We start from the raw sequence: 24,221 nt of genomic DNA on the forward strand, positions 1-24,221 counted from the left end.
CGGATTCCCATCCATGCTGTCCTCCCCCGTCGCCGCCGCGCTGGCGCGGCGCAACATCCATTACGGCTGGGCCGTCGTCGGCGTCACCTTCCTGACCATGCTGGTGTCGGCGGGCGCGGTCGGCGCCCCCGGCGTGCTGCTGCTGCCCTTGCAGCGCGAGTTCGGCTGGTCCACCGCCGACATCTCGGTGGCGCTCGCCATCCGTCTGCTGCTGTTCGGCCTGATGGGGCCGTTCGCCGCAGCGCTCATCAACCGCCACGGCGTCAAGCGCATGGTGCTGTCGTCGCTGACGCTGGTCAGCGCCGGGCTGCTGCTGTCGCTCGGCATGAGCGAGGTCTGGCAGTTGATCCTGCTGTGGGGCGTCGTCGTCGGCTTCGGCACCGGGCTGACCGCCATGGTGCTGGGCGCCACCGTGGCGACGCGCTGGTTCAGCCAGCGGCGCGGGCTGGTCGTCGGGCTGCTGACCGCCAGCTCGGCCACCGGGCAGCTCGTCTTCATGCCGCTGCTGTCGATGCTGACCGAACGGATGGGCTGGCGGGTGGCGCTGGCGCTGCTCTGCGCGCTGCTGTGGGTGGCGGCGCTGGCCGTGCTCGCCCTGATGCGCGACCGGCCGTCCGACCTCGGGCTGGCCGCCTATGGCGAAGAGGGCGGAGCGGTCGCCCCGCCAGCCCCGGCCGGGTCGGTGGTCGCCGCCGCGCTGGGCGCTTTGCGCGACGCGTCGAGGACGCGGGTCTTCTGGGTGCTGTTCGCCACCTTCTTCATCTGCGGGGCGAGCACCAACGGGCTGATCCAGACCCACCTGATCCCGCTCTGCGTCGATTTCGGCGTGCCGGAGGTGCAAGCCGCCGGGCTGCTGGCGCTGATGGGAATCTTCGACTTCGTCGGCACCGTCGCGTCGGGCTGGCTGTCCGACCGCTACGACAACCGCTGGCTCTTGTTCTGGTATTACGGCCTGCGCGGGGTGTCGCTGCTGTTCCTGCCCTATTCCGACTTCACGCTGTACGGCCTGTCGCTGTTCGCGGTGTTCTACGGGCTGGACTGGATCGCCACCGTGCCGCCGACCGTCCGGCTGACGGCGGAACGTTTCGGGCGGGAGCGCGCCAACCTCGTCTTCGGCTGGATCTTCGCCGGGCACCAGATCGGCGCCGCCTGCGCCGCCTTCGGGGCCGGCTACGCCCGCAGCACGCTGGACAGCTACCTGCCGGCCTTCTTCATCGCCGGCCTGCTCTGCCTCGTCGCGGCGCTGCTGGTTCCGACGCTGGGCCGCCGCCCGGAGGCCGCCAAGCCGGTGCCGGCCACCTGACGCCACCATTCACCAAAGCCCCATCGACTTCGGGCCGGGTCGTGCTTAGATAGGCGCACCCGGCCCGTTCCGTTTCCGCGACGCGCCGCCCAACACAGTCGCCCCCTACAGTCGATGGACCGCCCATGGACAAACTGCACGCGATGCGCGTCTTCGTCCGCGTCGTCGAGGTCAACAGCTTCACCAAGGCCGCCGACACGCTGGGCCTGCCGCGCGCCTCGGTGACGACGACCATCCAGAACCTGGAGGCGGCGCTCGGCGTGCGCCTGCTGCAACGGACGACGCGCAAGCTGAGCCTGACGCTCGACGGCGCCGCCTATCTGGAGGGCGCCACCCGCATCCTATCCGACCTGGAGGAGATCGAAACCTCCTTCACCAGCGCCCGCAAGACGCCGCGCGGGCGGCTGCGGGTGGACATGCCGGGCTCCGTCGGCCGGCTGATCATCATCCCGACCATCCACGAGTTCCACGCCCGTTATCCCGACATCGAGATCATGATCGGGATGAGCGACCGCCCCATCGACCTGATCCAGGAGGGGGTGGATTGCGTGCTGCGGGTCGGCGATCTGGCGGATTCGAGCCTGATCGCCCGCCGGGTCGGCGCCTTCCGCCCCGTCACCGTCGCCAGCCCGTCCTACCTCGCCCGCTACGGCACGCCGACGACCATCGAGGAGCTGGAGGGGCACGTCGCCGTCAACTACTTCACCCGCACCGGCAAGATGCACGAGATGAGCTTCGAGCGCGACGGCATCACCCACGAGGTGAAGCTGAACGGCCCCGTCTCGGTCAACGACGCCGACGCCTACGTCACCTGCGCGCTGGAGGGGCTGGGCATCGGGCAGGTGGCGCGCTTCATGGCGCTGCCGCACCTGCGCAGCGGCGCGCTGGTCGAGATCCTGAAGGAGTGGCGGCCGGAGCTGATGCCGATCTCGGCGCTCTACCCGCACAACCGCCACCTGTCGCCGAAGGTCCGCGCCTTCGTCGACTGGGTCGCCGAGCTGTTCGAGGGCTGCCCGCTGATGCAGGGCGAGGAGATCGAGGGCTACGACTGCCCGGAGCGGGCGGCCAAGAAGGAGACGCAGAAGGAGCCGCAGAAGGCCCCGGTGACGGTGGGCACCGTCGCCCTGGATTCGGAAACCGCCTGCCTCTGCGTGGTGTGACGCCTTCTGGCTGAGCCCTCTCCCCCCGGGGAGAGGGTTGGGTGAGGGGGACGCGTCGCATGCCGTGAACCGGAAGCCATGGCTGAGCCATCGTTTTTTCCGCCCTGCCGGGCGTAACGCCCCCTCACCGGTCCTTCGGGCCAGAGGTCGCTCGCAAGTCTCGCGACCGCGCTCCACCTCTGGTCACCTTCGGTGCCCAGCCGGCCTTCGGCCGGCCGGTTCCACGCCTCTCCCCGGGGAGGAGAGGGTTAAGGTTGCAGTGCGTCCAGTCGCCCCCGATTGTTCATTCCATCCGAATTGTGTTGGCGTTGACCGCGTATTTATTCCGATCCCGCTGGCGACCACACTCCATCCTGTTGCAATGCGGGAGGGGTGCCGAGGCACCAGCGGATCATGGGTCGGTCATCGGACCAGTCGAAAGCACATAAGCCAAGCGCGGCGGGCTCCGGCTCCCCCTGCCCGCTCACGGTCGATGAGCGGACCATCGCCGGCCACGCCCAGGACATCCGGCTGCGGCTCTACCGGCCGCTGATCGGGCTGACCGTCCCGGCCCTGCTCTACCTGCACGGCGGCGGCTTCACCTCCGGCTCGCTGGAGGAGGCGGAGAGCGCCGCCGCCGCCATTGCCGAGAGCGTGCCGGCGCTGGTCGTCTCGGTCGGCTACTCGCTGGCCCCGGCCCACTGCTTCCCCACCGCCGCCCACGACGCCCACCGCGCCGCCCTGTGGACCGCCGCGTCGGCCCGCGAACTGAACGTCGCCAAGGGCGGGATCGGCGTCGCCGGGCACGACGCCGGCGGCCATGTCGCCGCCTCGCTGACCTTCCTGGCCCGCGACCAGGGCGACGTGGACATCCGCGCCCAGGCCCTGCTCGGCCCGATGCTCGACCCCAGCCTGACCCGGGCCGGCGACGCGCGATTGGTGCAGTCCGACGTGCCGGCCGCGACCTACGCCCGCTGCTACCGCGCCTATCTGCCGGACGCGGCGCAGCGGCTGCACCCCTACGCCGCGCCGCTGGATTCGCGCCGGCTGGCCGGGCTGCCGCCGGCCCTGATCGCCACCGCGCAGAACGACGTGCTGCGCATCGAGGCCGAGCATTACGCCGCCAACCTGATCGAGGCCGGCGTCTCCACCGAGGTCGTCCGCTTCCCCGCCATCTCGCACGCCGCCCTGCCCGGCCACCGCCCGGCCCTGCTGGCGGTCGCCGACTTCTTCCGCCGCCGCCTGTCCCCCGCGGACCGCGCCGGCGCCATCGCTTGACTCCCCCAGGAGATTTCCCAATGACCTTGTCCCGTTCGAAGCTCGCCATCCTGCTCGCCGCCGGTGCCGCCACCGCCGCCGTCACCGGTTTCGCCACCACCCAGGGCCACGCCGACGCGCCCGCGGCGGCCACCGCCGCCCCGCCGCCGCCCGAGGTCGACGTCGCCCCGGTCGTCGCCCGCAAGATCACCGACTGGCAGTCCTACTCCGGCCGGCTCGAAGCGGTGGATCGGGTGGAGGTGCGCCCGCAGGTATCCGGCGCCATCACCGCCGTGCATTTCCGCAACGGCGCGCTGGTGAAGAAGGGCGACGTCCTCTTCACCATCGACCCGCGCCCGCACGTCGCCGAGGTGGCGCGCGCCGAGGCCCAGCTCGCCGCCGCGCAGTCGGCGGTGCGCTTCACCGCCGCCGACCTCGACCGCGCCCAGCGGCTGGTTCAGAACAACACCGTCTCGCGCCAGACGCTGGACGAGAAGGACAACACCGCCCGCGAGGCCGCCGCCAACCTGAAGGCGGCGCAGGCCGCCCTCGACCTCGCCCGCATCGACCTGGAACACACCCAGGTGACGGCGCCGATCTCCGGCCGCGTCTCGCGCGCCGAATTCACCGTCGGCAACGTCGTGGCGTCGGGCGCCTCGGCGGCCCCGCTGACGACGCTGGTGTCGGTCTCGCCGATCTACGCCTCCTTCGACGTCGACGAGCAGACCTACCTGCGCCACATCGCCAGCGTGAAGGATGCGGCCGACGTGCCGGTCCATCTCGGCCTCGCCAACGAGAGCGGCTATTCGCGCGACGGCGTCGTGGAGCATGTCGACAACCGGCTCGACGCCGTGTCCGGCACCATCCGGGTGCGCGCCAAGTTCGACAACCCGGACGGCATGCTGGTGCCCGGCCTCTACGCCCGCATCAAGGTCGGCGGCAGCACGCCGCACGACGCGCTGATGGTCGAGGACCGCGCCATCAACACCGACCAGGACAAAAAGTTCGTCCTCGTCGTCGGCGGCGACGACACCGTGCAGTACCGTGCCATCGTCCCCGGCTCGGCGCAGAACGGGTTGCGGGTGGTGCAGAGCGGGCTGGCGGCCGGCGAGCGGATCGTCGTCAACGGCACCCAGCACGCCCGCCCCGGCGCCCGCATCACCCCGAAGCTGGTCGCCATGGGCACCCCCGCCGACGCCGTCCAAACCGCCTCCAAGCCATGATCCGGGTCCCGCCGGGAGAGCCATCATGAACATCTCGAAATTCTTCATCGACCGCCCGATCTTCGCGGGCGTGCTGTCGGTGGCGCTGTTCCTGGCGGGAGCGATCTCGCTGTTCCAGTTGCCGATCTCCGAATATCCGGAGGTCGTCCCGCCGTCGGTCGTCGTCCGCGCCCAGTTTCCGGGCGCCAACCCCAAGGTCATCGCCGAGACGGTCGCCTCCCCGCTGGAGGAGCAGATCAACGGCGTCGAGAACATGCTGTACATGCAGTCGCAGGCCAACAGCGACGGCAACATGGCGCTGACCGTGACCTTCAAGCTGGGCACCGACCCGGACAAGGCACAGCAGCTCGTGCAGAACCGGGTGTCGCAGGCGCTGCCGCGCCTGCCGTCCGACGTGCAGCGGCTGGGCGTGACGACGGTCAAGAGCTCGCCCACGCTCACCATGGTCGTGCATCTGCTGTCGCCCAACGACCGCTACGACATGACCTACCTGCGCAACTACGCCATCCTCAACGTCAAGGACCGGCTGAGCCGGATCTCGGGCGTCGGCGAGGTGCAGGTGTGGGGGGCCGGCGACTATTCGATGCGCGTCTGGCTCGACCCCAACAAGGTCGCCCAACGTGGGTTGACCGCGTCCGACGTGGTGGCGGCGATCCGCGAGCAGAACGTCCAGGTCGCGGCCGGCGTCATCGGCGCCTCGCCGTCGCTGCCCGACACACCGCTCCAGCTCTCGATCAACGCGCAGGGCCGCCTGAAGACGCCCGAGGAGTTCGGGTCGATCATCCTCAAGACCGGGGGCCAAGGGAGCAACGCGCAGGGCGGTGTCACCTACCTGCGCGACGTCGCCCGCGTCGAGCTGGCGGCGGCGCAGTACGGCCTGCGCTCGCTGCTCGACAACAAGCCGGCGGTGGCGCTGGGCATCAACCAGTCGCCGGGCGCCAACGCGCTGGCGATCTCCGACGCGATCCGCGCGACGATGGCCGACCTCAAGGCCGACATGCCGGACGGCGTCGATTTCTCCATCGTCTACGACCCGACGCAGTTCGTGCGCTCCAGCATCGACGCGGTGATCCACACGCTGCTGGAGGCCGTGGCGCTGGTCGTGCTGGTGGTCATCGTCTTCCTGCAAACCTGGCGCGCCTCGATCATCCCGCTGCTGGCGGTGCCGATCTCCATCGTCGGCACCTTCTCGCTGATGCTGGGGCTCGGCTATTCGATCAACGCGCTGTCGCTGTTCGGCATGGTTCTGGCCATCGGCATCGTGGTGGACGACGCCATCGTCGTCGTCGAGAACGTCGAGCGCAACATCGAGAACGGCCTGTCGGCCAAGGAGGCCACCTACCGCGCCATGCAGGAGGTCAGCGGCCCGATCATCGCCATCGCGCTGACTCTGGTCGCCGTCTTCGTGCCGCTGGCCGCCATGTCCGGCCTGACCGGCGAATTCTACAAGCAGTTCGCGATGACCATCGCGATCTCCACCGTGATCTCCGCCTTCAACTCGCTGACCCTGTCGCCGGCGCTCGCCGCCGTGCTGCTGCGCGGCCACGACCAGCCTCAGGACTGGCTGACCCGCGCGATGAACAAGGTCTTCGGCGGCTTCTTCCGGCTGTTCAACCGGGTCTTCCACCGGGCGTCCGACGGCTACGGCCGCGGCGTCGGCGGGGTGGTGCGCCACAAGGGCCTGATGATGGTCGTCTATGTCGGGCTGCTCGCCGTCACCGTTCTGCTCGGCCGCGCCGTGCCGATGGGCTTCGTCCCGGCCCAGGACAAGGAATACCTCATCAGCTTCGCCCAGCTTCCCAACGGCGCCTCGCTCGACCGCACCGAGGCGGTGATCCGCCAGATGACCGACATCGCGCTGGCCCGCCCCGGCGTGCAGAGCGCCGTCGCCTTCCCCGGCCTGTCGGTCAACGGCTTCACCAACAGCTCCAGCGCCGGCATCGTCTTCGTCACGCTGAAGCCCTTCGCCGAGCGCCACGACCCGTCGCTGTCGGCGGCCGCCATCGCCGGCGACCTGCAAAAGCGCTACGCCGGCCTGAAGGAGGCCTTCGTCGCCATCTTCCCGCCGCCCCCGGTGATGGGTCTCGGCACGCTGGGCGGCTTCAAGATGCAGTTGGAGGACCGTGGCGCGCTCGGCTACGAGGCGCTGAACGCGGCGGTCAACGCCTTCGTCGCCAAGGCGATGCAGACTCCGGAGCTGGGGCCGAGCTTCTCCAGCTACCAGATCAACGTGCCGCAGCTCGACGTCGATCTCGACCGCGTGAAGGCCAAGCAGCAGGGCGTCGCCATCGGCGAGGTGTTCGACACCATGCAGATCTATCTGGGTTCCCTCTATGTGAACGACTTCAACAGCTTCGGCCGCGTCTACCAGGTCCGCGTCCAGGCCGACGCGCCCTTCCGCGCCGAATCCGCCGACATCGGCCTGTTGAAGACCCGCAACGCCCAGGGCGACATGGTGCCGCTCTCCTCGCTGGTCACGGTCAAGCAGAGCTACGGGCCGGAGATGGTGGTGCGCTACAACGGCTACACCGCCGCCGACATCAACGGCGGTGCCGCGCCCGGCTACTCCTCCGGACAGGCGCAGGCGGCGGCCGAGCGCATCGCGCACGAGACCCTGCCGCGCGGCGTGCGGTTCGAGTGGACCGACCTGACCTATCAGGAGATCCTGGCCGGCAACGCAGCGCTGTGGGTCTTCCCCATCAGCATCCTGCTGGTCTTCCTGGTGCTGGCGGCCCAGTACGAGAGCCTGACCCTGCCGCTCGCCATCCTGCTGATCGTGCCGATGAGCCTGATGTCGGCGCTGGCCGGGGTGTGGCTGACGGGCGGCGACAACAACATCTTCACCCAGATCGGCTTCATGGTTCTGGTCGGCCTGTCGGCGAAGAACGCCATCCTGATCGTCGAGTTCGCCCGCGAGCTGGAGCATCAGGGGCGCAGCGTCGTGCAGGCCGCCATCGAAGCCAGCCGGCTGCGGCTGCGGCCCATCCTGATGACCTCGATCGCCTTCATCATGGGCGTGGTGCCGCTGGTGACCTCGACCGGGGCCGGCTCCGAGATGCGCCACGCGATGGGTGTCGCGGTGTTCGCCGGGATGATCGGCGTCACCCTGTTCGGTCTGGTGCTGACGCCGGTCTTCTACGTCCTGCTGCGCAAGATGGCGGGCGCCGGCAAGCCGGCAGCGGCGGAGCCGTTCGGCGGGTCGCTGGCCCACGGGCATGGGGACGATTGAGGGCAAGGGAGCCGCCTTCCCCTGACACAAAAGGTTGATTTGAGAAGCGACGGGCGGGCGCGGCAGGATGCCGTCGCCCGCTCCGCCGTTTTCCGCCGTTGACGGGCCGAACCTTCGAGGTGGGCCATGACCGACAAGACCTACAACGTGCTGTTCCTCTGCACCCACAATTCCGCGCGCAGCGTCATGGCGGAATGCCTGCTGCGCCGCTGGGGCGCCGGGCGCTTCAACGCCTTCTCCGCCGGCAGCTTTCCGTCGGGCACCGTCAACCCGCACACCATCGCCACGCTGAAGGCGTTCAATCACAAGACCGACGGCCTGCGTTCCAAGAGCTGGGACGAGTTCGCCACGCCGGACGCCCCGGTGATGGATTTCGTCTTCACCGTCTGCGACCAGACGGCCGGCGAGCTCTGCCCGGTCTGGCCGGGCGCCCCGCTGACCGCCCATTGGGGAGTCGAGGATCCCGCCGCCGCCGAGGGCGGCGAGGACAAGGCGATGAAGGCCTTCCGCCGCGCCTATGTCGAGCTGGAAAGCCGCATCAAGATCTTCTCCAGCCTGCGGGTCGAGGCGCTCGACAACCTGACCCTGCAAAGCTCCCTGCACCTGATCGGCACCGTGCGCGGCCCGCAGGACGAGGCGCAGCCCACCGGCGCCTGATCTCCGGCACCGGCAAGGACAGGGGGCCGCGCCGGCCCCCGCTGTCGTTTCGATGAACCCGCCCGCTCACGCGGAATCACGACCGGCGGGGAGGCGGCCGCCCCCGATCCCGTCGGACCGCCGGGAAGGCGGGTGGAACCCGTCATCCCTCGTCAAACCGCCACAAACGGCGTCATAGAAGGCGCTGTCGAACACGTGGTCGAAGCGGTCGCGCAGATCGAGAAACGGATCGCCGCTGCGGAAGAAGCCCGACATGGCCGGCATGCCGGCCCAGCGGTTCAAGGGAACCGTCTCCAGCTTTGCAATCGATCTCGCCTTCCCCACCGTCCACGGCGCGGCGTGCGGCCTGCTGGGCAGCGCGTTGGGCGGCGTCTGCGTCGGCATGGTGTCCTCCATCGCTGGATGTCACCCGGCTCCCGGAGCACGGCATCCCCGGCGCCAGCGCACCCGAGCCGTTCGAGGCGGAAGTGTCCGCCGATCACGGACCGATGAAAAGATCCTCAAAGGCGCTAGAGGCACAAGGTCGCACCCGGTTCCGGCCCGCGGATCGCCCGCCGCCCCGGCCCTCCCTGGCGCTTGCCGGAAGCGGTCCATGAAAGGGCTTGACAGCCCCGCCCGAAGACCGGATGGTTACTTTGTCGGACAAACGGATAAACCGATATCCGGCCAAGCGGAACGCTTGCGGCGAAAGCACCAAACAAAAATCTGGGGAGTAAACGGCTATGAAGCGATACGGCGCCCAGCTTCTCGGTCTGGCGATGCTCGCCTCCGCACCGGCGGGATCGGCGATTGCCGAGATTCCCGAGCGCGGGATCACGATCGGCGTGCTGACCGATCTCAGCGGGGTCTACACCGACCTGACCGGCAAGGGATCGGTCGAGGCCGCCAGGATGGCGGTGGAGGATTTCGGTGGAACCATCAACGGCAAGCCGATCCGCATCCTGGCGGCCGACGGCCAGAACAAGGCCGACGTCGGCGCCGCCATCGCCCGCAAATGGATCGACGAGGACAAGGTCGACGCCATCGCCGACACCCCCAACACCTCGATCGCGCTGGCGGTGCAGGAGATCACCCGCAACACCAACAAGGTCCTGCTGAACACGGGCGCCGGCTCGACCATCTTCACCAACAAGGCCTGTTCGCCGACCGCCTTCCAGTGGGTCTACGATTCCTACGCCATGGCCTACGGCACCGCGAAGTCGGTGATCGCCGAGGGCGGCACGAGCTGGTACTTCCTGACCGCCGACTACGGCTTCGGCCATTCGCTGGAGAAGGACGCCAGCGAGGTCGTCAACGCCGCCGGCGGCAAGGTGCTGGGCAGCGCCCGCCACCCGCTCAACAGCTCCGACTTCTCCTCCTTCCTGCTCCAGGCCCAGGCGTCCGGCGCCAAGGTGATCGGGCTGGCCAACGCCGGCGGCGACTTCATCAATTCGATCAAGCAGGCGCGCGAGTTCGGCATCGGCGGCGAGGGGCAGCGGCTGGCCGCCATGATCACCTTCATCACCGACATCCACGCGCTGGGGCTGGAGGCCTCCAAGGGGCTGCTGCTGACGACCGGCTTCTACTGGGACATGGACGAGCGCAACCGCGCCTGGTCGGAGCGCTGGTCCAAGCGCATGGAGGGACGCAAGCCGACCATGCTGCACGCCGGCGTCTATTCGGCGGTCCTGCATTACCTGCGCGCCGCCAAGGCCGCCGATTCCACGGCCGGCGACGTCGTCGCCGCGAAGATGCGCGAGCTGCCGATCGACGATTTCTTCGCCCGCAACGGGGCGATCCGTGCCGACGGCCGGATGATCCACGACATGTATCTGGCGCAGGTCAAGACCCCGCAGGAATCCAAGGGGCCGTGGGACTATTTCAAGATCCTGCGCACCATCCCGGCGGCCGAGGCCTTCATGCCGCTGTCGCGCAGCGAGTGCCCGATGGTCAGGAAGTGACCGCGGCCAACTGACCTCAAGAGGATAGAACAGCCATGACCGTGGCCATGACCGCGCAGGAAGACGGCGGAGCCTTGCCCACCAACGGCTTCGGCACGGCCGAGCTGGAACGGCACCTCGCCGGCGCGGTGCCGTCCTTCCAGGGTCCGATCACCCTGGAGCGGATCTCGGGCGGGCAGTCGAACCCGACCTTCTTCGTCACCTCGCCGACCCACCGGCTGGTCCTGCGCAAGCAGCCGGCCGGCACGGTCCTGCCCTCGGCCCACGCGGTGGACCGCGAGCACCGCATCCAGGAGGCCCTGCGCGGCAGCGACGTCCCGGTTCCCCGCATGGTGCATTTCTGCGGCGACGCCTCGGTGATCGGCACGCCCTTCTACGTGATGGAGCGGCTCGACGGCCGGGTCTTCGCCGACTGCCGGCTGGCCGAAGCGCCACGGGAGGAGCGGGCCGCCATGTACCGCTCGGCGGCGGAGATGCTGGCGCGCCTGCATGCGGTGGACTGGCGCGCCGCCGGGCTCGACGGCTACGGCCGGCCCGACGGCTATTTCGAGCGGCAGGTCGCGCGCTGGACCCGGCAATGGACCCAGTCGCGCACCCGCGAGCTTCCGGAGATCGAGCGTCTGATCGAGTGGCTGCCCCGGCATTTCCCGGCCGCCGGGCCGGCCACCATCGCGCACGGCGATTTCCGCATCGGCAACCTGATGTTCCACCCCACGGAGCCGCGCGTCGTCGCCGTGCTGGACTGGGAGCTGTCGACGATCGGCGACGCGATGGCCGACGTCGCCCATTTCGCCCTGACCTGGGAGACGCGGCCCGACGAGTATGGCGGGCTGCTCGGCGAGGATCTCGCCGCCCAGGGGCTGCCCTCCCAGGCCGATTTCCTGTCCTGGTACGGCGCCGCCGGCGGGCGGGCGGAGCGTTTCACCCTGTTCCACACGGTGTTCGCCCTCTTCCGCTTCGCGGTCATCTTCGAGGGCATCGCCGACCGGGCCAGGAACGGCAACGCCGCCTCGGCCGAGGCGGCCGATGTCGGCCGGCTGTCGGCGAACTTCGCCCGGCGCGCGGTGGAACTGACCGGCGGCGGCGGCCGGCCGCGCTGACGCCAAGGCCCCGAACAAGAAACACGAGAAAGGAAGACGGGATGGATTTCGCCTATTCGGACAAGGTCGAGGGGTTGCGTGCGCGCCTGGACGACTTCATGCGGACCCATGTCCTGCCTGCCAACACCGCGTGGCACCGCGCCGTCGAGGACGGCCGCTACCCGCTGGAGCTGGTCGACCGGCTGAAGGCGAAGGCCCACGCCGAGGGGCTGTGGAACCTGTTCCTGCCGGCCCTGCGCGACGACGAGCCGGGCACCCGGCTGACCAACCTGGAATACGCGCCGCTGGCCGAGATCATGGGCCGGCTGCCCTGGGCGTCGGAGCTGTTCAACTGCAACGCCCCCGACACCGGCAACATGGAAATCCTCCACATGTTCGGCACGCCGGACCAGAAGGCCCGCTGGCTGGCGCCGCTGCTCGACGGCTCGATCCGCTCCTGCGTCGGCATCACCGAACCGGACACCGCCTCGTCGGACCCGACCAACCTCCAGACGACGATCCTGCGCGACGGCGACTCCTTCGTCATCAACGGGCGGAAATGGTTCACCACCGGGGCCAGGCACCCCAACGCCCGCTTCGTCATCGTCATGGGCCTGTCCGACCCGCGCCCCGACGCCGACCCGCACGCCCGCCACTCGATGGTCATCGTGCCCTTCGACACGCCGGGCGTCCGCGTCGTCCGCGACGTGCCGATCATGCACCACCACGCCCCGGAGGGGCATTGCGAGCTGCTGTTCCGCGACGTGCGCGTGCCGGCCGCGAACCTGCTGGGCGAGGAGGGCAAGGGCTTCGCCATCGCCCAGGCGCGGCTCGGTCCCGGACGGGTGCACCATTGCATGCGCACCATCGGCCAGTGCGAGCTGGCGCTGGAGCTGATGATGGAGCGCGCGCTGGAGCGCCGCACCTTCGGCCGCCACCTGGCCGATTACGCCAACATCCAGGACTGGATCGCCGAATCCCGCATTGAGATCGACCAACTGCGGCTCCAGGTGCTGCGGGCGGCGTGGCTGATGGACCGCGCCGGCAACCACGCCGCGCGCGTCGAGGTGTCGGCGATCAAGGTCGGCGCGGCGCGTCTCCAGACCCGCGTGGTCGACCGGGCCATGCAGGTGTTCGGGGCGATGGGGCTGACGCCCGACACGCCGCTGTCCTTCCTGTGGACCTGGGGCCGGGCGCTGCGCTTCATCGACGGGCCCGACGAGGTCCATCTGCGCACCATCGCCCGCGACGAGCTGAAGAAGGCCAAGGGGCGGCGCGGGGAATCGCTGGCCTATCTGGTCACGCCGCGCGAGCATCTGGCGTGAAGGACAGCCCGGAAAAAGGAGGAACGCCATGAAGGCCTGGACCGTGGAGCGCATCACCGAGGACGGCGCGATGGCGTTCACCGAACAGCCGCGCCCGGCGGCGGACGGCGACGGTTGCGTGATCCGGGTCGAGGCGGCGGGGGTCAACTTCCTCGACACGCTGATGATCCGCGGCCAGTACCAGGTGAAGCCGCCGCTCCCCTTCACGCCGGGGATCGAGGTGGCCGGCACGGTGGTGGAGGCCGGCCCCGGCAGCCCTTACCGCGAAGGCGACCGGCTGTGCGCCCTGCTCGACCATGGCGGTTTCGCCGAATACGCGCGGGTGCCGCGCGTCGGGTCGGAGCGCATCCCCGACGACTTCCCGATGCGCGAGGCCGTGGCGTTGCCGATCATCTACCCGACCGCGCATCTGGCGCTGCGCCACCGCGCCAACCTGCGGGCGGGGGAAACGGTGCTGGTCCATGCCGGGGCGGGCGGCGTCGGATCGGCCGCCATCCAGCTCGCCAGACATTGGGGGGCGCGGGTGATCGCCACCGCCGGCGGGCCGGACAAGACGGCGCTGTGCCGGGAGCTGGGCGCCGATCTGGTGATCGACTACACGGCCGAGCCGCTGGTCGAGGCCGTGCGGGCGGCGACCGGCGGGGCCGGGGTGGACGTGGTGGTCGATCCGGTGGGGGGCAAGGTGGCGACCGACAGCCTGCGTTGCCTTGCCTGGGGCGGCCGGCTGGTGATCGTCGGCTTCGCCGGCGGCGCCATCGCCGACCTGCCGGCCAACCGGCTGCTGCTGAAGAACGCGGCGGCGCTCGGCGTCTTCTGGGGCGAGTACCGGCGCCACCACCCGGAACTGATCGCGCCGCTGTTCGCCGAGCTGTTCGAGCTGCGCCGCGCCGGCATCATCAAGCCGCTGATCCGCGACGTCTTTCCCCTGGCCGACGCACCCAAGGCGCTGGAGGCGCTGGGCGCCCGCCGCACCGTCGGCAAGGTCGTCCTGGTGCCGTGAGGGGGGCTCCGACCATGGCGTTCGATCCCGACCGGCTGCGCGCGCTGCGCTTTCCGGCCGTCGAGCAGACCCTCACCGAGAAGGACTGCATCCTCTACGCGCTGGGCGTCGGCTACGGCAACGACCCGGTGGATGGGGAGCAGCTCCCCTTCGTCCACGAACAGGACGGGCGCGGGCTGCGGGCCGCCCCGACCATGGCGAGCCTGCTCGGCTATCCCGGCTTCTGGTACCGGGATCTCGACACCGGGCTCGACGCCGCGCGGGTGGTGCACGCGGCGGAGCGGATCGAGCTCGACGGCCCGCTGCCGACATCCGGCAGGCTGCGCTCGGAAGGCGGCGTCACCGCCGTCATCGACAAGGGGGCGGCGCGCGGCGCCCTGGTGGTCAGCGAGCGGCGGATCACCGACACGGCGACCGGCCGCCGGCTGGCGACCGTCACCCAGACGGCGCTGTGCCGGGGGGACGGCGGCTTCGATCCCGATGGGCCGGCCGCCTCGCCGCCGCGTCCCGCACCGCCGGGCCGGCCGCCCGACGCGGCACTGACCCTGCCGACCCAACCCCAGGCGGCCCTGATCTTCCGCCTCAGCGGCGACATCAACCCGCTGCACGCCGATCCCGCCGCGGCGCGCGCGGCCGGCTTCGAGCGCCCGATCCTGCACGGGCTGGCAACCTACGGGCTGGTCGGCCACGCTCTGGTCCGGCTGGCCTATGACGGGCAACCGGAACGGCTGCGCGGGATGGAAGCCCATTTCACGGCCCCGGTCCTGCCCGGCGAGTCCGTCCGCACCGAGATCTGGCGCGACGACGGCCACACGCGCTTCCGGGCGCTGGTCGGGGAACGGGTCGTGATCGACCATGGGCGGGCCTGGGGCGTGGGCGGCTGGGGGGCCGCCTGCTGAGAGGGAAGGCCCCTCTCCCTCGGGGAGAGGGGGGCAAGCCAACGATACGAACCACCGGCCGGCCGCCCGGCAACGGTGGATGACAGGAGGGAAACAGCATGATGATCCGCCGGGAATCCCATTTCGGCCGCGTGGTGCCCTGCCTCGCCGAGCGCCCGCCGTCCGTCGACGCCCTGTTCCGCGCCGCCGCCGCCGCCGCCCCGGCGGCCCTGGCCGTCATCGACGGCGCCCGGCGCCTGACCTACGGCGACCTCGACTGGTGGGTCGGGCGGCTGGCCAACGGGCTGGCGGCACGGGGCCTGCGCAAGGGCGACCGCCTCGCCACGCTGATCGGCAACCGCACGGCCTTCGTCGAGCTGTCGCTGGCCTGCGCCCGCCTCGGCCTCATCCATGTGCCGCTGAACACCCGGCAGCGCCGGCCCGAGATCGAATACGCCCTGACCCAGAGCGGCGCCTCGGCGCTCGTCCACGAGGCGGCCTTCGCCGCCGAGCTGCCCGACCCGGCGGCGGTTCCCGGCCTGCGGCTGCGCTTCGCCGTCGACGGCACGGCCGACGGGTCGGAACCCTACGAGGGGCTGATGGGGGATGCTGAGGGCGGAACCGCGGCGTCGCCGGCCGGGGAGGAGGATCCCGTCTGCATCCTCTACACCTCCGGCACCACCGGCCGTCCCAAGGGGGCGGTGCTGTCGAACCTCGGCGTCGTGCAGTCCTGCCTGAACTACCGCGACGCGCTGGGTCTGGGGCCGGCCGACCGCATGGTGCTGGCCGTCCCGGCGGCCCATGTCACCGGGCTGGTCGGCGTCGTCCACGCCATCCTGGGGGCCGGCGGCTGCCTGATCGTCATGCCCCAGTTCAAGGCGCGGGCCTTCCTGGAGCTGGTGGAGCGCGAGGCGGTCACGGCAACGCTGATGGTGCCGGCCATGTACAATCTCTGCCTGCTCGACCCCGAGTTCGACCGCTTCGACCTCTCCTCCTGGCGGGTCGGCGCCTTCGGCGGCGCGCCGATGCCGGAGGCGACCGCCCGGCGTATGAAGGACAAGAGCCCCGGCCTGACCCTGTTCAACGTCTACGGATCGACCGAGACCAGCTCGCCGGTCACCATCCTGCCCAGGGATTCCGGGCCGGAACGCCTGAACTCGGTCGGCACGGCGCTGCCCACCGTGGATGTGCGGATCATGGACGAGGAAGGACGCGAGGTCCCGCCCGGCGAGCCGGGCGAGCTGTGGATCGCCGGCTCCACCGTGGTTCCCGGCTACTGGAACAACCCGGAGGCCGACGCGTCCGCCTTCGTCGGCGGCTACTGGAGATCCGGCGACATCGGATCGATCGACGAGGCCGGCTTCGTCCACATCCTCGACCGCAAGAAGGACATGATCAACCGGGCCGGCTACAAGATCTACTCGGCCGAGGTCGAGGACGTGCTGACCCACCACCCCGGCGTCGCCGAGGTGGCGGTCGTCGGCTACCCCGACCCGGTGCTCGGCGAGCGGGTCCAGGCCTTCGTCGTCACCCGCCGGGACACCAGCGAGGAGGAGCTGCGGCGTTTCTGCGCCGAACGGCTGTCCGACTACAAGGTCCCCGACCGCGTCACCTTCGTCGAGGGCGGCCTGCCGCGCAACCCGAACGGCAAGCTGCTGAAGACCGCGCTGCGCACCGCCTAGATCATATCCCCCAGGATCATCTCCATTGTCGGACAAGCGGATGATGTGGCAGGATCATTCCCTTTTTCCAAGGCTGCGGCACCCGTCGCGCGCCGCAGAGCCGCCCGAGGATGCCGGATGCAGAGCATGGACAACGACCCCGAGGACCAGGATGGCGGAGCCGACACGGGGGCCGGGAACCGCTTCGGGCCGATCGCCGCGTCGCCGGCCTACAAGCTGGTCGCCGACGCCATCGAGCGGCAGATCGTTTCCGGCCGCGTCCGCCCGGGCGAGGCCATCGGGACCGAGGCGGATCTGGTCAAGCAGTTCGGCGTCAACCGCTCGACGGTGCGCGAGGGCATCCGCCTGCTCGAACAGGGCGGCCTGATCCGCCGCGACTCCAGCCGGCGGCTGTACGCCAGCGTCCCGCGCTACGACCGCCTCGCCACCCGCATCAGCCGCGCCTTCGTCCTGCACGAGGTCACCTTCCGCGAATTGTGGGAGGCGACGATGGCCATCGAATCCGCGGTCGTCGAGCTGGCGGCGGACCGCATCTCGGACGAGGGGCTGGGCGAGCTGGACCTCAACCTGCGCAAGTCGCGCGCCGCGATCGACAAGCCGTCCGAGCTGGCCATTCTCGACATCGAATTCCACACCATCCTGTGCAAGGCCGCCGGCAACCGCGTCCTGCAACTGGCGCGCGAACCGGAGAACAAGCTGTTCTTCCCGACCACCGAGATGCTGTTCCAGAAGAACCCGCAGGCGGCCCGGCGCAACGTCGACGCGCACGGCGCCATCGTCGCCGCCCTGCACAGGCGCGACAAGGCCGACGCGCTCCTGTGGATGAAGCGTCACGTCAACGACTGGAAAAAGGGCTTCGAGCTGATCGGCAAGTCGATCGACGAGCCGATCGACCGGGTCTATGCCCAGCACGTCCTGGAATCGAACCTGTGATCCGCAGGGGCCGCGCGTTCCGCGGCCCCTTGCGGAAACCAACCGCCGTCCGGAGCGTTTCCGCTCCATGATGGACAGCGCCGCATTCCAGGACCCGCCCCCCGCCACCTCGCCACCCTCCTCCACCCCGCAGGAGGACGCCGCCTGCGCCGGGCTGCTGTACGTCTCGGACGACGAGCCCGGCATCCGCCGCCGCCGCGCCGGCAAGGGCTTCGCCTACCGCTGGCCCGACGGAACCCCGGTGCGCGAGGAGGAGACGCTGGCCCGCATCGCCCGGCTGGCGATTCCGCCGGCCTACCGCGACGTCTGGATCTGCGCCGACCCGGACGGCCATCTCCAGGCCACCGGGCGCGACACGCGCGGGCGCAAGCAGTACCGTTACCACCAGCGCTGGACCGAGCTGCGCGAGGGCACCAAGTTCGGCCGGATGCTGGAGTTCTGCCGCGCCCTGCCCGGCCTGCGCGCACGGGTCGACGCCGATCTCGGGCGGCGCGGCCTGCCGCGCGAGAAGGTGCTGGCCGCCGTGGTGCGGCTGCTGGAGGCCACGCTGATCCGCGTCGGCAACGAGAGCTACGCCCGCGACAACCGCAGCTACGGCCTGACCACGCTGCGCGACCGCCACGCCGCCATCGAGGGCGCGGAGCTGCGCTTCTCCTTCAAGGGCAAGTCGGGCAAGGCGTGGAAGGTGTCGCTGCGCGACCGCCGGCTGGCCCGCGTCGTGCGCGCCTGCCGCGACGTGCCGGGCGACGAGCTGTTCCAGTATGTCGACGGCGACGGCGCCCGCCACGCGGTGACGTCGGGCGACGTGAACGCCTATCTGCGGGCGGCGACCGGCGAGGACTTCACCGCCAAGGATTTCCGCACCTGGGCCGGCACCGTGCTGGCGGCGATGGCGCTGACCGAGTTCGAGAGCTTCGACAGCGCAGCCGCCGCCAAGCGCAACGTCACCCGCGCCATCGAGCAGGTGGCGGCCCGGCTCGGCAACACCCCGGCGGTCTGCCGCAAGAGCTACGTCCACCCGGAGGTGCTCGGCGCCTATCTCGACGGCAGCCTGCTGGCGGCGCTGAAGCGCGAGGTCGAGCACGAGCTGCGCGACCAGCTCGACGGCCTGGACGGCGAGGAGGCCGCCGTGCTGGCCTTCCTGCGCGAACGGCTGACGCGGGAGACCGAGTCCCGCGCCCGCGAGGGCGCGCGGCGGCGCAGGACGAAGACCGGCTGAGGAACGAAGGCCCTCAGACCGTCTCCGCCGCCTCCGCCACCGGCAGCAGGCGCCGCAGCACGAGACAGACCAGATCACCGGCCACGCCCTCCGGCCCGGCGTGGGCCTGGACGGAGCGCAGCACCAGCTCGGCGCGGTCGCGGGCGGACAGGCCCCGGCTCTGCTGCAACAGGGCGACCAGCCGCTCCTCGCCGAACGGCTCGCGCCGCGCGTCGACCGAGCGCAGCAGCCCCTCGGTGCAGAGGAACAGCGCGTCGTCCTGGCCCAGCACGCTCGTCGCCTCGCCGTAGGGGGAGCCCTTGCGCACGCCCAGCGCCGGGCCGCCGGCCTCGCTCAGCGGCTCGACGGTGCCGTCGGCCAGGATGCGGCAGGCGCCGCGATGACCGGCGGCGGCGTGCTGCACCGCGCCGGTCGTCCGGTCGTAGATGGCGACGAAGGCGGTGGCGAACCCGTCGAAGGGACTCTCGCCGCACAGCCGGTCGTTGGCGCCGGTCAGGATGGCGGCGGGGGTGGCGTCCGGGCGTGCCAGCTCGCGGATGGCGCCGCGCACCATCAGCATCAGGAAGGCCGCCGGCACGCCGCCGCCCGACACCCCGGCGGTGACGAGCAGCGCGCGGTTCTCGTCCAGCTCGATCACGTCGTAGAAATCGCCGCTGACCGCGTGGGCCGGCACCAGCGCGCCGTAATACTGGCTGTCGCGGCCGACGGGAAGCTGGCGCGGCAGCAGGTTGGCCTGCACGTCGCGGGCGGCGCGCTGCTCCTCCTCCAGGATGTGCTCGGCGATCGCCAGCTTCTCGGTCTTGGTCTCCAACTCGGCGCCGCGCATCAGGAGCTGGGCGTCGAGCGTCTCCTCGCGGGCGGTCGCCTCCATCGCCATGCGGCGGAAGACGCGCGACAGGCGGCCGAACTCGTCGTCGCGCTCGGTCGCCTCGTTGAGGGTGAAGGGGTTGAAGCGCCCGGCCTCGACCGCCTTGACCGCCTCGCTCAGCCGCTCGACCGGGGCCATCTGGTCGCGGGCGAAGCGGACCGACAGGAACCCCCCGAGCCCGAGCACGAAGACCCCGATCAGCCCGCCGATCTTCAATTGGCGGCGCAGCATGATCCCCGGCTCGTCGCCGGGCAGGCGGACGACAGCGACGGCGGGCGCGCCGCTCCCCGCCGCCTTGATGGGAGCCAGCGCCAGCAGGCTGCCGCCATCGGCGGCAACCTGAACGGCGTCGCCCCCGGCCAGCGCCACCGTCCTGGCGGTCTCGGTGCCGAAATCGGACAGCGGGCCGCCGCCGGACTCGCCGATCACGGCGCCGCGCGCCACCACCCGGCCGTCGCGGTCGAGCAGCCATGCCGCCTCCACCGCGCGGGTCGCCAGCAGCGCGTCGATCAGCCCGTCGGCACCGGCCTTCTTCGCGATGTCGGCCAGCCGGCGGACGTCGGCGCCGACCTGGACGATGCGCGGCTTGTCCACCCCGGCGACGCCGGCGAACTTCATCAGCTTGCCGCCCTCCACCGCCGCGTCCGACACCAGCGTCGCCGGCGATCGGTTCAGCAGCCCGGTGTAGGCGCTGTGGCGCGGCCCGCCCTTGGCGTCCTGGCCGAACAGCGGGTCGGGGCCGGGCACGTTGTGCAGATAGGCGCGGCCACGGTTGTCGGTGATCCAGATCTCGTCCGGGCCGCCCTGTTCGGCGACCTGTTTCAGCCGGTCGGCGATGGCCTTGGCCGGCTGCTTGGCGGTGGTCTCGGCGAGCGCCACCAGATGGGCGGCCAGCACCGCCTCCGACAGCAGCCGCTCGCCCAGCATCGCCTCGACGTCCTGCGGGATGTCGCGCGCCTGCGACGCGGCACGGGCCAGCAAACCGGCGGCCATGCGGGCGTCGGTCTCGATGCGCGCGGAGAGGGCGCCCTGCGTGGTCCAGGCGAGCGCGGCGGTGATCGCAACCACGGCCAGAACCACCAGACCGGTGACCAGCAGGATCAAACGCTGTTGAAACGTCATGGGAAAGCGCCCGTCTTCGTGCCTGTTCCCTCCGCTTCTACCGGTGTGCCGCCCGCAAGTCCAGGCGCCGGGGCGCCGCAGCGGGGCGACGGCCGTCATGAGACCCCCTTCCCGGACACCCGCCCCAGCGTCCCGCAGGGGAGGCATACCGGAGTGACGGAACCAAAAGTTTACAGTGTAAACCATCTGTTTACGTTCGCGTGCCGCTATGCCCTCCCTCGCCCGCCCCTTTTTGGAAGGGGCGGGCCGGGACGGGGCGCCATCGGAAATGGTCCCCCGTTCCGCTCCATCCTGCCGCACACCATCGACGAAGGCCCCCCATGCCCCTCCACCGCTGGTTCTCCGACCGGAAGCTGGTCCACAAGCTCCTCATCCCGGCCCTGATTCTGCTCGCCGTCATGGGCAGCGTGGTGTGGACGGCGCGCTCGGCGATCCTCGACCTGACCGCCTCGACCAGCCGCGTCACCGAGGTGGTCGCCGACCGGCTGGCCGCGACCATCAGCATCCAGTCGGCCTTGGGCGACGCCATGGACGCCGAGGCCAACGCCATCGTCGCCGGCTCGCGCGCGGCGATCGACGTCGCCCAGGCGCTTTACAAGGCCAACATCGCCAAGGCCCTCGACGCCATCGACCAGCTCGCCGCCAAGCACGAGCAGGCCGCCGACCGCGAAAGCATCCTCGCCGTCAAGACCATCATCGGCGAGTATGAGCGGGTTTCGCAGAAGGCCATCGATCTGGCGCGCGGCTTCGACACCGACAGCGCCATGCGGGTGTCGGTCGATGTCGGCCGCCCGGTGCGCCAGAAGCTGACCGCCGCGCTGGCCGAGCGCGTCGACCAGAGCCTCGTCGAAACCAGCGAGGCCCAGGAGCACGCCGTCGCCCTGTCGGCGAGCGTGATGATGCGCCTGTCGCTCGTCGCCGGCATCGGGTTGCTGGTCGCCTTCGGCCTGTTCGGCTCGATCGTCGTGCTGTTCGTGGTGCGCCCGCTGAACCGCCTGACCGCCGAGATGACCAGCATCGCCGGCGGCGACCTCGGCGTCGCCATCCAGGGGACGGAGCGCAGGGACGAGGTCGGGCTGCTGGCCCGCGCCCTCCAGGTCTTCAAGAACAACAGCCTCGACATCCAGCGTCTCCAGGAGGAGCGCGAGGCGCAGAAGCGGCAGGCCGAGGCCGACCGGCAGGCCGCCATGCGCGCGCTGGCCGACCGCTTCGACGCCGACGTCCAGGGCATCGTCCAGGCCGTGGCCCAGGCCGCGCGCCAGCTCCAGACCAACGCCCGCGGCATGACCGGGGTCGCCGAGCGGACGACGGAGCAGGCCAGCTCGGTCGCCGCGGCGACGGAACAGGCCTCCGCCAACGTGGCGACGGTCGCCGCCGCCTCCGAGCAGCTCGGCGGCTCGATCGGCGAGATCGGCCGTCAGGTGAACGGCGCCGCCACCATCGCCCGCAACGCGGTGGCCGAGGGCGAGCGCACCAACGCGCTGGTGACGCGGCTGGTCCAGGCGGCGCAGCGGATCGGCGACGTGGTCAGCCTGATCCAGAACATCGCCAGCCAGACCAACCTGCTGGCGCTGAACGCCACCATCGAGGCGGCCCGCGCCGGCGAGGCCGGAAAAGGATTTGCCGTGGTCGCCAGCGAGGTGAAGGCGCTCGCCAACCAGACGGCCCAGGCCACCGAGGAGATCGCCAGCCAGATCGCCGAGATCCAGACGGTGACGGACGGCACGGTGACGGCGATCCACACCATCGGCCGGACCATCACCGACGTGGACGCCATCGCCGGCGCCATCGCCGCCGCGGTCGAGGAGCAGACGGCGGCCACCCACGAGATCGGCCGCAACATCCAGCAGGCGGCGCAAGGCACGCAGCATGTCTCCGGCAACATCGCCGGGGTCAGCGCCGCGGCCGGGGACGTCCGCCGGGCCGCCGCCGAGGTGCTCGACGCCGCCGACAGCCTGTCGCGCGATTCCGACCAGCTCCGCGACCAGATCCAGAGCTTCATCACCCAGGTCCGCGCCGCCTGAGGCGACGGCCGCGACGCCTGGCCTCCCCGCCCGTCCTTTCATCGGGAGCTGGTTTCGGTCCAGGCGATGAATCCGGGAGGGTCGCTTGACCGCGCTCATGCCGTCTGACGGACGAGCGCCGTCAAGCGCAAGGCATCCGCAAGCGCCGCGGGTCGGGGCGAGTGGCATTTCGCGGCGGACGCCCGCGCGCGACGCGTCGATGCCGCAGCGGAACGCGGGCGGAGTCCCTCTCGTATCGGAATAAAATACCAAACGGTAGGTTTTTCGTGCGAAGCTTCGCCGTCGCCCGTCAAGCGCCGTTTTCCGCACGGCCCTTGCCAAATTTATTCGGACCCGCGCAAGATAAATTTGTTTGTCGGCTTCATCCAACCTTCCAGGCGCGCAACGATGGCCCGTCGCCCCACCTTCTCCGATCAGGACATCATCACCGCCGGGCAGCGGCTGGTCGCCGCCGGCCGGCCGGTGAACAAGTTCGCCCTGCGCAACGAGGTGGGCGGGGGCAATCCCAACCGCCTGCTGGAGATCTGGCAGGCGCACCAGAGCGCGCGGTCAATGGAAAGCACGGCGAAAGGCGTGGCGGAGAGCATGGCGCCCCCGCACGCGGCCGCGAGGCCGCCGCGCGGAAAAGCCCCCGGAAAGGCGCCGCCGCGCAGGAACGATCCGGAGGGCACGCGGCGCGAGGTGCTGGAGGCGGCGATCTCGGAATTCACCGAGAAGGGCTACAGCGGCGCCAAGGTGGCGGCGATCGCCGCGCGCACGCGCACGACCAAGAGCATGATCTACTATTATTTCGGCGGCAAGGAGGGCCTCTACATCGCTGCGCTGGAGGCCAGCTACGCCCACAACCGCCAGTTCGAGCAGAGCCTGAGCCTGGAGGATCTGCCGCCGATGGAGGCGCTGCGCCGTCTCGTCGGCGTGACCTTCGACTACCACGACAGCCACCAGGAGCGCAGCCGGCTGGTCAGCGTCGAGAACATCCATCAGGCCCGGCACATGAAGAAGTCGGCCTCGATCGGCACCATCAACCTCAGCATCATCGACACCATCCGCACCATCCTGGAACGGGGCGAGCGCGACGGGGTGTTCCGCCCCGGCATCGAACCTGTCGACCTGCACATGCTGATCTCGTCCTTCTGCTTCTTCCGCTCCTCGAACCGCTACACCTTCTCGTTCATCTTCAAGATCGATCTGGCCGACGCCAGGATCCGCGAGCAGCACCGCCGGATGATCATCGAATCGACCCTCCGCTTCGTCCGGGCCGACGGCGCCGGCTCCCAGGCGGCCTGACCCTTCCATCGCGGACCGGCTCCGGCTGTTTATTTGTTTGTTTCTCCATCCGCCGA

The 24,221-nt window shown here is 70.6% G+C and carries 18 protein-coding genes; 16 read left to right on the forward strand and 2 right to left on the reverse strand.

The window, feature by feature from the left end; genetic code table 11:
• Nucleotides 1-13: 13 nt before the first annotated feature.
• The 6 genes from J2847_RS21645 (at nucleotide 14) to J2847_RS21670 (ending at nucleotide 8,808) form a co-directional block, all read left to right on the forward strand.
• Nucleotides 14-1,303 (forward strand): MFS transporter, encoded by a 1,290-nt coding sequence (locus J2847_RS21645; protein ID WP_209780911.1) that lies wholly within the window; start codon nucleotides 14-16, stop codon nucleotides 1,301-1,303.
• Nucleotides 1,304-1,428: 125 nt separating this feature from the next.
• On the forward strand, nucleotides 1,429-2,463 hold the full coding sequence (locus J2847_RS21650; protein ID WP_209780912.1) for a LysR family transcriptional regulator: 1,035 nt from the start codon (nucleotides 1,429-1,431) through the stop codon (nucleotides 2,461-2,463).
• 393 nt (nucleotides 2,464-2,856) lie between these two features.
• The gene (locus J2847_RS21655) at nucleotides 2,857-3,720 is read left to right on the forward strand and encodes an alpha/beta hydrolase (RefSeq protein WP_209780913.1); all 864 of its coding nucleotides are present in this window, start codon (nucleotides 2,857-2,859) and stop codon (nucleotides 3,718-3,720) included.
• Between the two features lie 20 nt (nucleotides 3,721-3,740).
• Nucleotides 3,741-4,922, forward strand: coding sequence for an efflux RND transporter periplasmic adaptor subunit (locus tag J2847_RS21660; RefSeq protein ID WP_209780914.1), 1,182 nt, complete (start codon nucleotides 3,741-3,743; stop codon nucleotides 4,920-4,922).
• A gap of 25 nt (nucleotides 4,923-4,947) precedes the next feature.
• Entirely contained in the window at nucleotides 4,948-8,151 is a 3,204-nt protein-coding gene (locus J2847_RS21665) for an efflux RND transporter permease subunit (RefSeq protein WP_209780915.1), read from the forward strand.
• A gap of 126 nt (nucleotides 8,152-8,277) precedes the next feature.
• Nucleotides 8,278-8,808: an arsenate reductase ArsC gene (locus tag J2847_RS21670; protein ID WP_209780916.1), complete on the forward strand. Its 531-nt coding sequence runs from the start codon at nucleotides 8,278-8,280 to the stop codon at nucleotides 8,806-8,808.
• 66 nt (nucleotides 8,809-8,874) lie between these two features.
• On the opposite strand, the gene J2847_RS21675 is transcribed toward J2847_RS21670, so the two are convergent.
• Nucleotides 8,875-9,204 carry a hypothetical protein gene (locus J2847_RS21675; protein ID WP_209780917.1) on the reverse strand — a complete coding sequence of 110 codons (330 nt, stop codon included), beginning with the start codon at nucleotides 9,202-9,204 and terminating at the stop codon, nucleotides 8,875-8,877.
• Nucleotides 9,205-9,530: 326 nt separating this feature from the next.
• Here J2847_RS21675 and J2847_RS21680 point away from each other — a divergent pair, with 326 nt between their 5' ends.
• The 8 genes from J2847_RS21680 to J2847_RS21715 all read left to right on the forward strand — a co-directional run bounded on the left by J2847_RS21680 (nucleotide 9,531) and on the right by J2847_RS21715 (nucleotide 18,864).
• Nucleotides 9,531-10,748, forward strand: a complete 1,218-nt coding sequence (locus J2847_RS21680; RefSeq protein WP_209780918.1) for an ABC transporter substrate-binding protein — start codon at nucleotides 9,531-9,533, stop codon at nucleotides 10,746-10,748.
• Between the two features lie 35 nt (nucleotides 10,749-10,783).
• Nucleotides 10,784-11,848: a phosphotransferase family protein gene (locus J2847_RS21685; protein WP_209780919.1), complete on the forward strand. Its 1,065-nt coding sequence runs from the start codon at nucleotides 10,784-10,786 to the stop codon at nucleotides 11,846-11,848.
• Nucleotides 11,849-11,889: 41 nt separating this feature from the next.
• Nucleotides 11,890-13,152 (forward strand): acyl-CoA dehydrogenase family protein, encoded by a 1,263-nt coding sequence (locus J2847_RS21690; RefSeq protein WP_209780920.1) that lies wholly within the window; start codon nucleotides 11,890-11,892, stop codon nucleotides 13,150-13,152.
• Between the two features lie 28 nt (nucleotides 13,153-13,180).
• On the forward strand, nucleotides 13,181-14,152 hold the full coding sequence (locus J2847_RS21695) for an NADPH:quinone oxidoreductase family protein (RefSeq protein ID WP_209780921.1): 972 nt from the start codon (nucleotides 13,181-13,183) through the stop codon (nucleotides 14,150-14,152).
• Between the two features lie 14 nt (nucleotides 14,153-14,166).
• The gene (locus tag J2847_RS21700; protein WP_209780922.1) at nucleotides 14,167-15,051 is read left to right on the forward strand and encodes a MaoC/PaaZ C-terminal domain-containing protein; all 885 of its coding nucleotides are present in this window, start codon (nucleotides 14,167-14,169) and stop codon (nucleotides 15,049-15,051) included.
• A 98-nt stretch (nucleotides 15,052-15,149) separates the two neighbouring features.
• Complete coding sequence (locus J2847_RS21705; protein ID WP_209780923.1) at nucleotides 15,150-16,712, forward strand: class I adenylate-forming enzyme family protein; 1,563 nt, start codon at nucleotides 15,150-15,152, stop codon at nucleotides 16,710-16,712.
• A gap of 126 nt (nucleotides 16,713-16,838) precedes the next feature.
• Complete coding sequence (locus J2847_RS21710) at nucleotides 16,839-17,645, forward strand: FadR/GntR family transcriptional regulator (RefSeq protein ID WP_209780924.1); 807 nt, start codon at nucleotides 16,839-16,841, stop codon at nucleotides 17,643-17,645.
• Nucleotides 17,646-17,712: 67 nt separating this feature from the next.
• On the forward strand, nucleotides 17,713-18,864 hold the full coding sequence (locus J2847_RS21715) for a DNA topoisomerase IB (RefSeq protein WP_325169459.1): 1,152 nt from the start codon (nucleotides 17,713-17,715) through the stop codon (nucleotides 18,862-18,864).
• Between the two features lie 13 nt (nucleotides 18,865-18,877).
• Here the strand turns inward: J2847_RS21715 and J2847_RS21720 are convergent, their stop codons facing one another.
• Complete coding sequence (locus tag J2847_RS21720) at nucleotides 18,878-20,854, reverse strand: PP2C family protein-serine/threonine phosphatase (RefSeq protein ID WP_209780925.1); 1,977 nt, start codon at nucleotides 20,852-20,854, stop codon at nucleotides 18,878-18,880.
• A 320-nt stretch (nucleotides 20,855-21,174) separates the two neighbouring features.
• Here J2847_RS21720 and J2847_RS21725 point away from each other — a divergent pair, with 320 nt between their 5' ends.
• The gene (locus J2847_RS21725; RefSeq protein WP_209780926.1) at nucleotides 21,175-22,878 is read left to right on the forward strand and encodes a methyl-accepting chemotaxis protein; all 1,704 of its coding nucleotides are present in this window, start codon (nucleotides 21,175-21,177) and stop codon (nucleotides 22,876-22,878) included.
• Between the two features lie 387 nt (nucleotides 22,879-23,265).
• A complete protein-coding gene (locus J2847_RS21730; RefSeq protein ID WP_209780927.1) occupies nucleotides 23,266-24,165 on the forward strand; it encodes a TetR family transcriptional regulator in 900 nt (299 codons plus the stop codon).
• Nucleotides 24,166-24,221 lie beyond the last annotated feature (56 nt).

Origin of the sequence: Azospirillum agricola, from assembly GCF_017876095.1 — a bacterium.
Taxonomy (GTDB): Bacteria; Pseudomonadota; Alphaproteobacteria; order Azospirillales; family Azospirillaceae; genus Azospirillum; species Azospirillum agricola.

Coding starts and splice junctions, on each gene's coding strand:
- J2847_RS21645 (WP_209780911.1), top strand. CDS start 14: ATGCTGTCCTCCCCCGTCGCCGCCGCGCTGGCGCGGCGCAACATCCAT.
- J2847_RS21650 (WP_209780912.1), top strand. CDS start 1,429: ATGGACAAACTGCACGCGATGCGCGTCTTCGTCCGCGTCGTCGAGGTC.
- J2847_RS21655 (WP_209780913.1), top strand. CDS start 2,857: ATGGGTCGGTCATCGGACCAGTCGAAAGCACATAAGCCAAGCGCGGCG.
- J2847_RS21660 (WP_209780914.1), top strand. CDS start 3,741: ATGACCTTGTCCCGTTCGAAGCTCGCCATCCTGCTCGCCGCCGGTGCC.
- J2847_RS21665 (WP_209780915.1), top strand. CDS start 4,948: ATGAACATCTCGAAATTCTTCATCGACCGCCCGATCTTCGCGGGCGTG.
- J2847_RS21670 (WP_209780916.1), top strand. CDS start 8,278: ATGACCGACAAGACCTACAACGTGCTGTTCCTCTGCACCCACAATTCC.
- J2847_RS21675 (WP_209780917.1), bottom strand. CDS start 9,204: ATGGAGGACACCATGCCGACGCAGACGCCGCCCAACGCGCTGCCCAGC.
- J2847_RS21680 (WP_209780918.1), top strand. CDS start 9,531: ATGAAGCGATACGGCGCCCAGCTTCTCGGTCTGGCGATGCTCGCCTCC.
- J2847_RS21685 (WP_209780919.1), top strand. CDS start 10,784: ATGACCGTGGCCATGACCGCGCAGGAAGACGGCGGAGCCTTGCCCACC.
- J2847_RS21690 (WP_209780920.1), top strand. CDS start 11,890: ATGGATTTCGCCTATTCGGACAAGGTCGAGGGGTTGCGTGCGCGCCTG.
- J2847_RS21695 (WP_209780921.1), top strand. CDS start 13,181: ATGAAGGCCTGGACCGTGGAGCGCATCACCGAGGACGGCGCGATGGCG.
- J2847_RS21700 (WP_209780922.1), top strand. CDS start 14,167: ATGGCGTTCGATCCCGACCGGCTGCGCGCGCTGCGCTTTCCGGCCGTC.
- J2847_RS21705 (WP_209780923.1), top strand. CDS start 15,150: ATGATGATCCGCCGGGAATCCCATTTCGGCCGCGTGGTGCCCTGCCTC.
- J2847_RS21710 (WP_209780924.1), top strand. CDS start 16,839: ATGGACAACGACCCCGAGGACCAGGATGGCGGAGCCGACACGGGGGCC.
- J2847_RS21715 (WP_325169459.1), top strand. CDS start 17,713: ATGATGGACAGCGCCGCATTCCAGGACCCGCCCCCCGCCACCTCGCCA.
- J2847_RS21720 (WP_209780925.1), bottom strand. CDS start 20,854: ATGACGTTTCAACAGCGTTTGATCCTGCTGGTCACCGGTCTGGTGGTT.
- J2847_RS21725 (WP_209780926.1), top strand. CDS start 21,175: ATGCCCCTCCACCGCTGGTTCTCCGACCGGAAGCTGGTCCACAAGCTC.
- J2847_RS21730 (WP_209780927.1), top strand. CDS start 23,266: ATGGCCCGTCGCCCCACCTTCTCCGATCAGGACATCATCACCGCCGGG.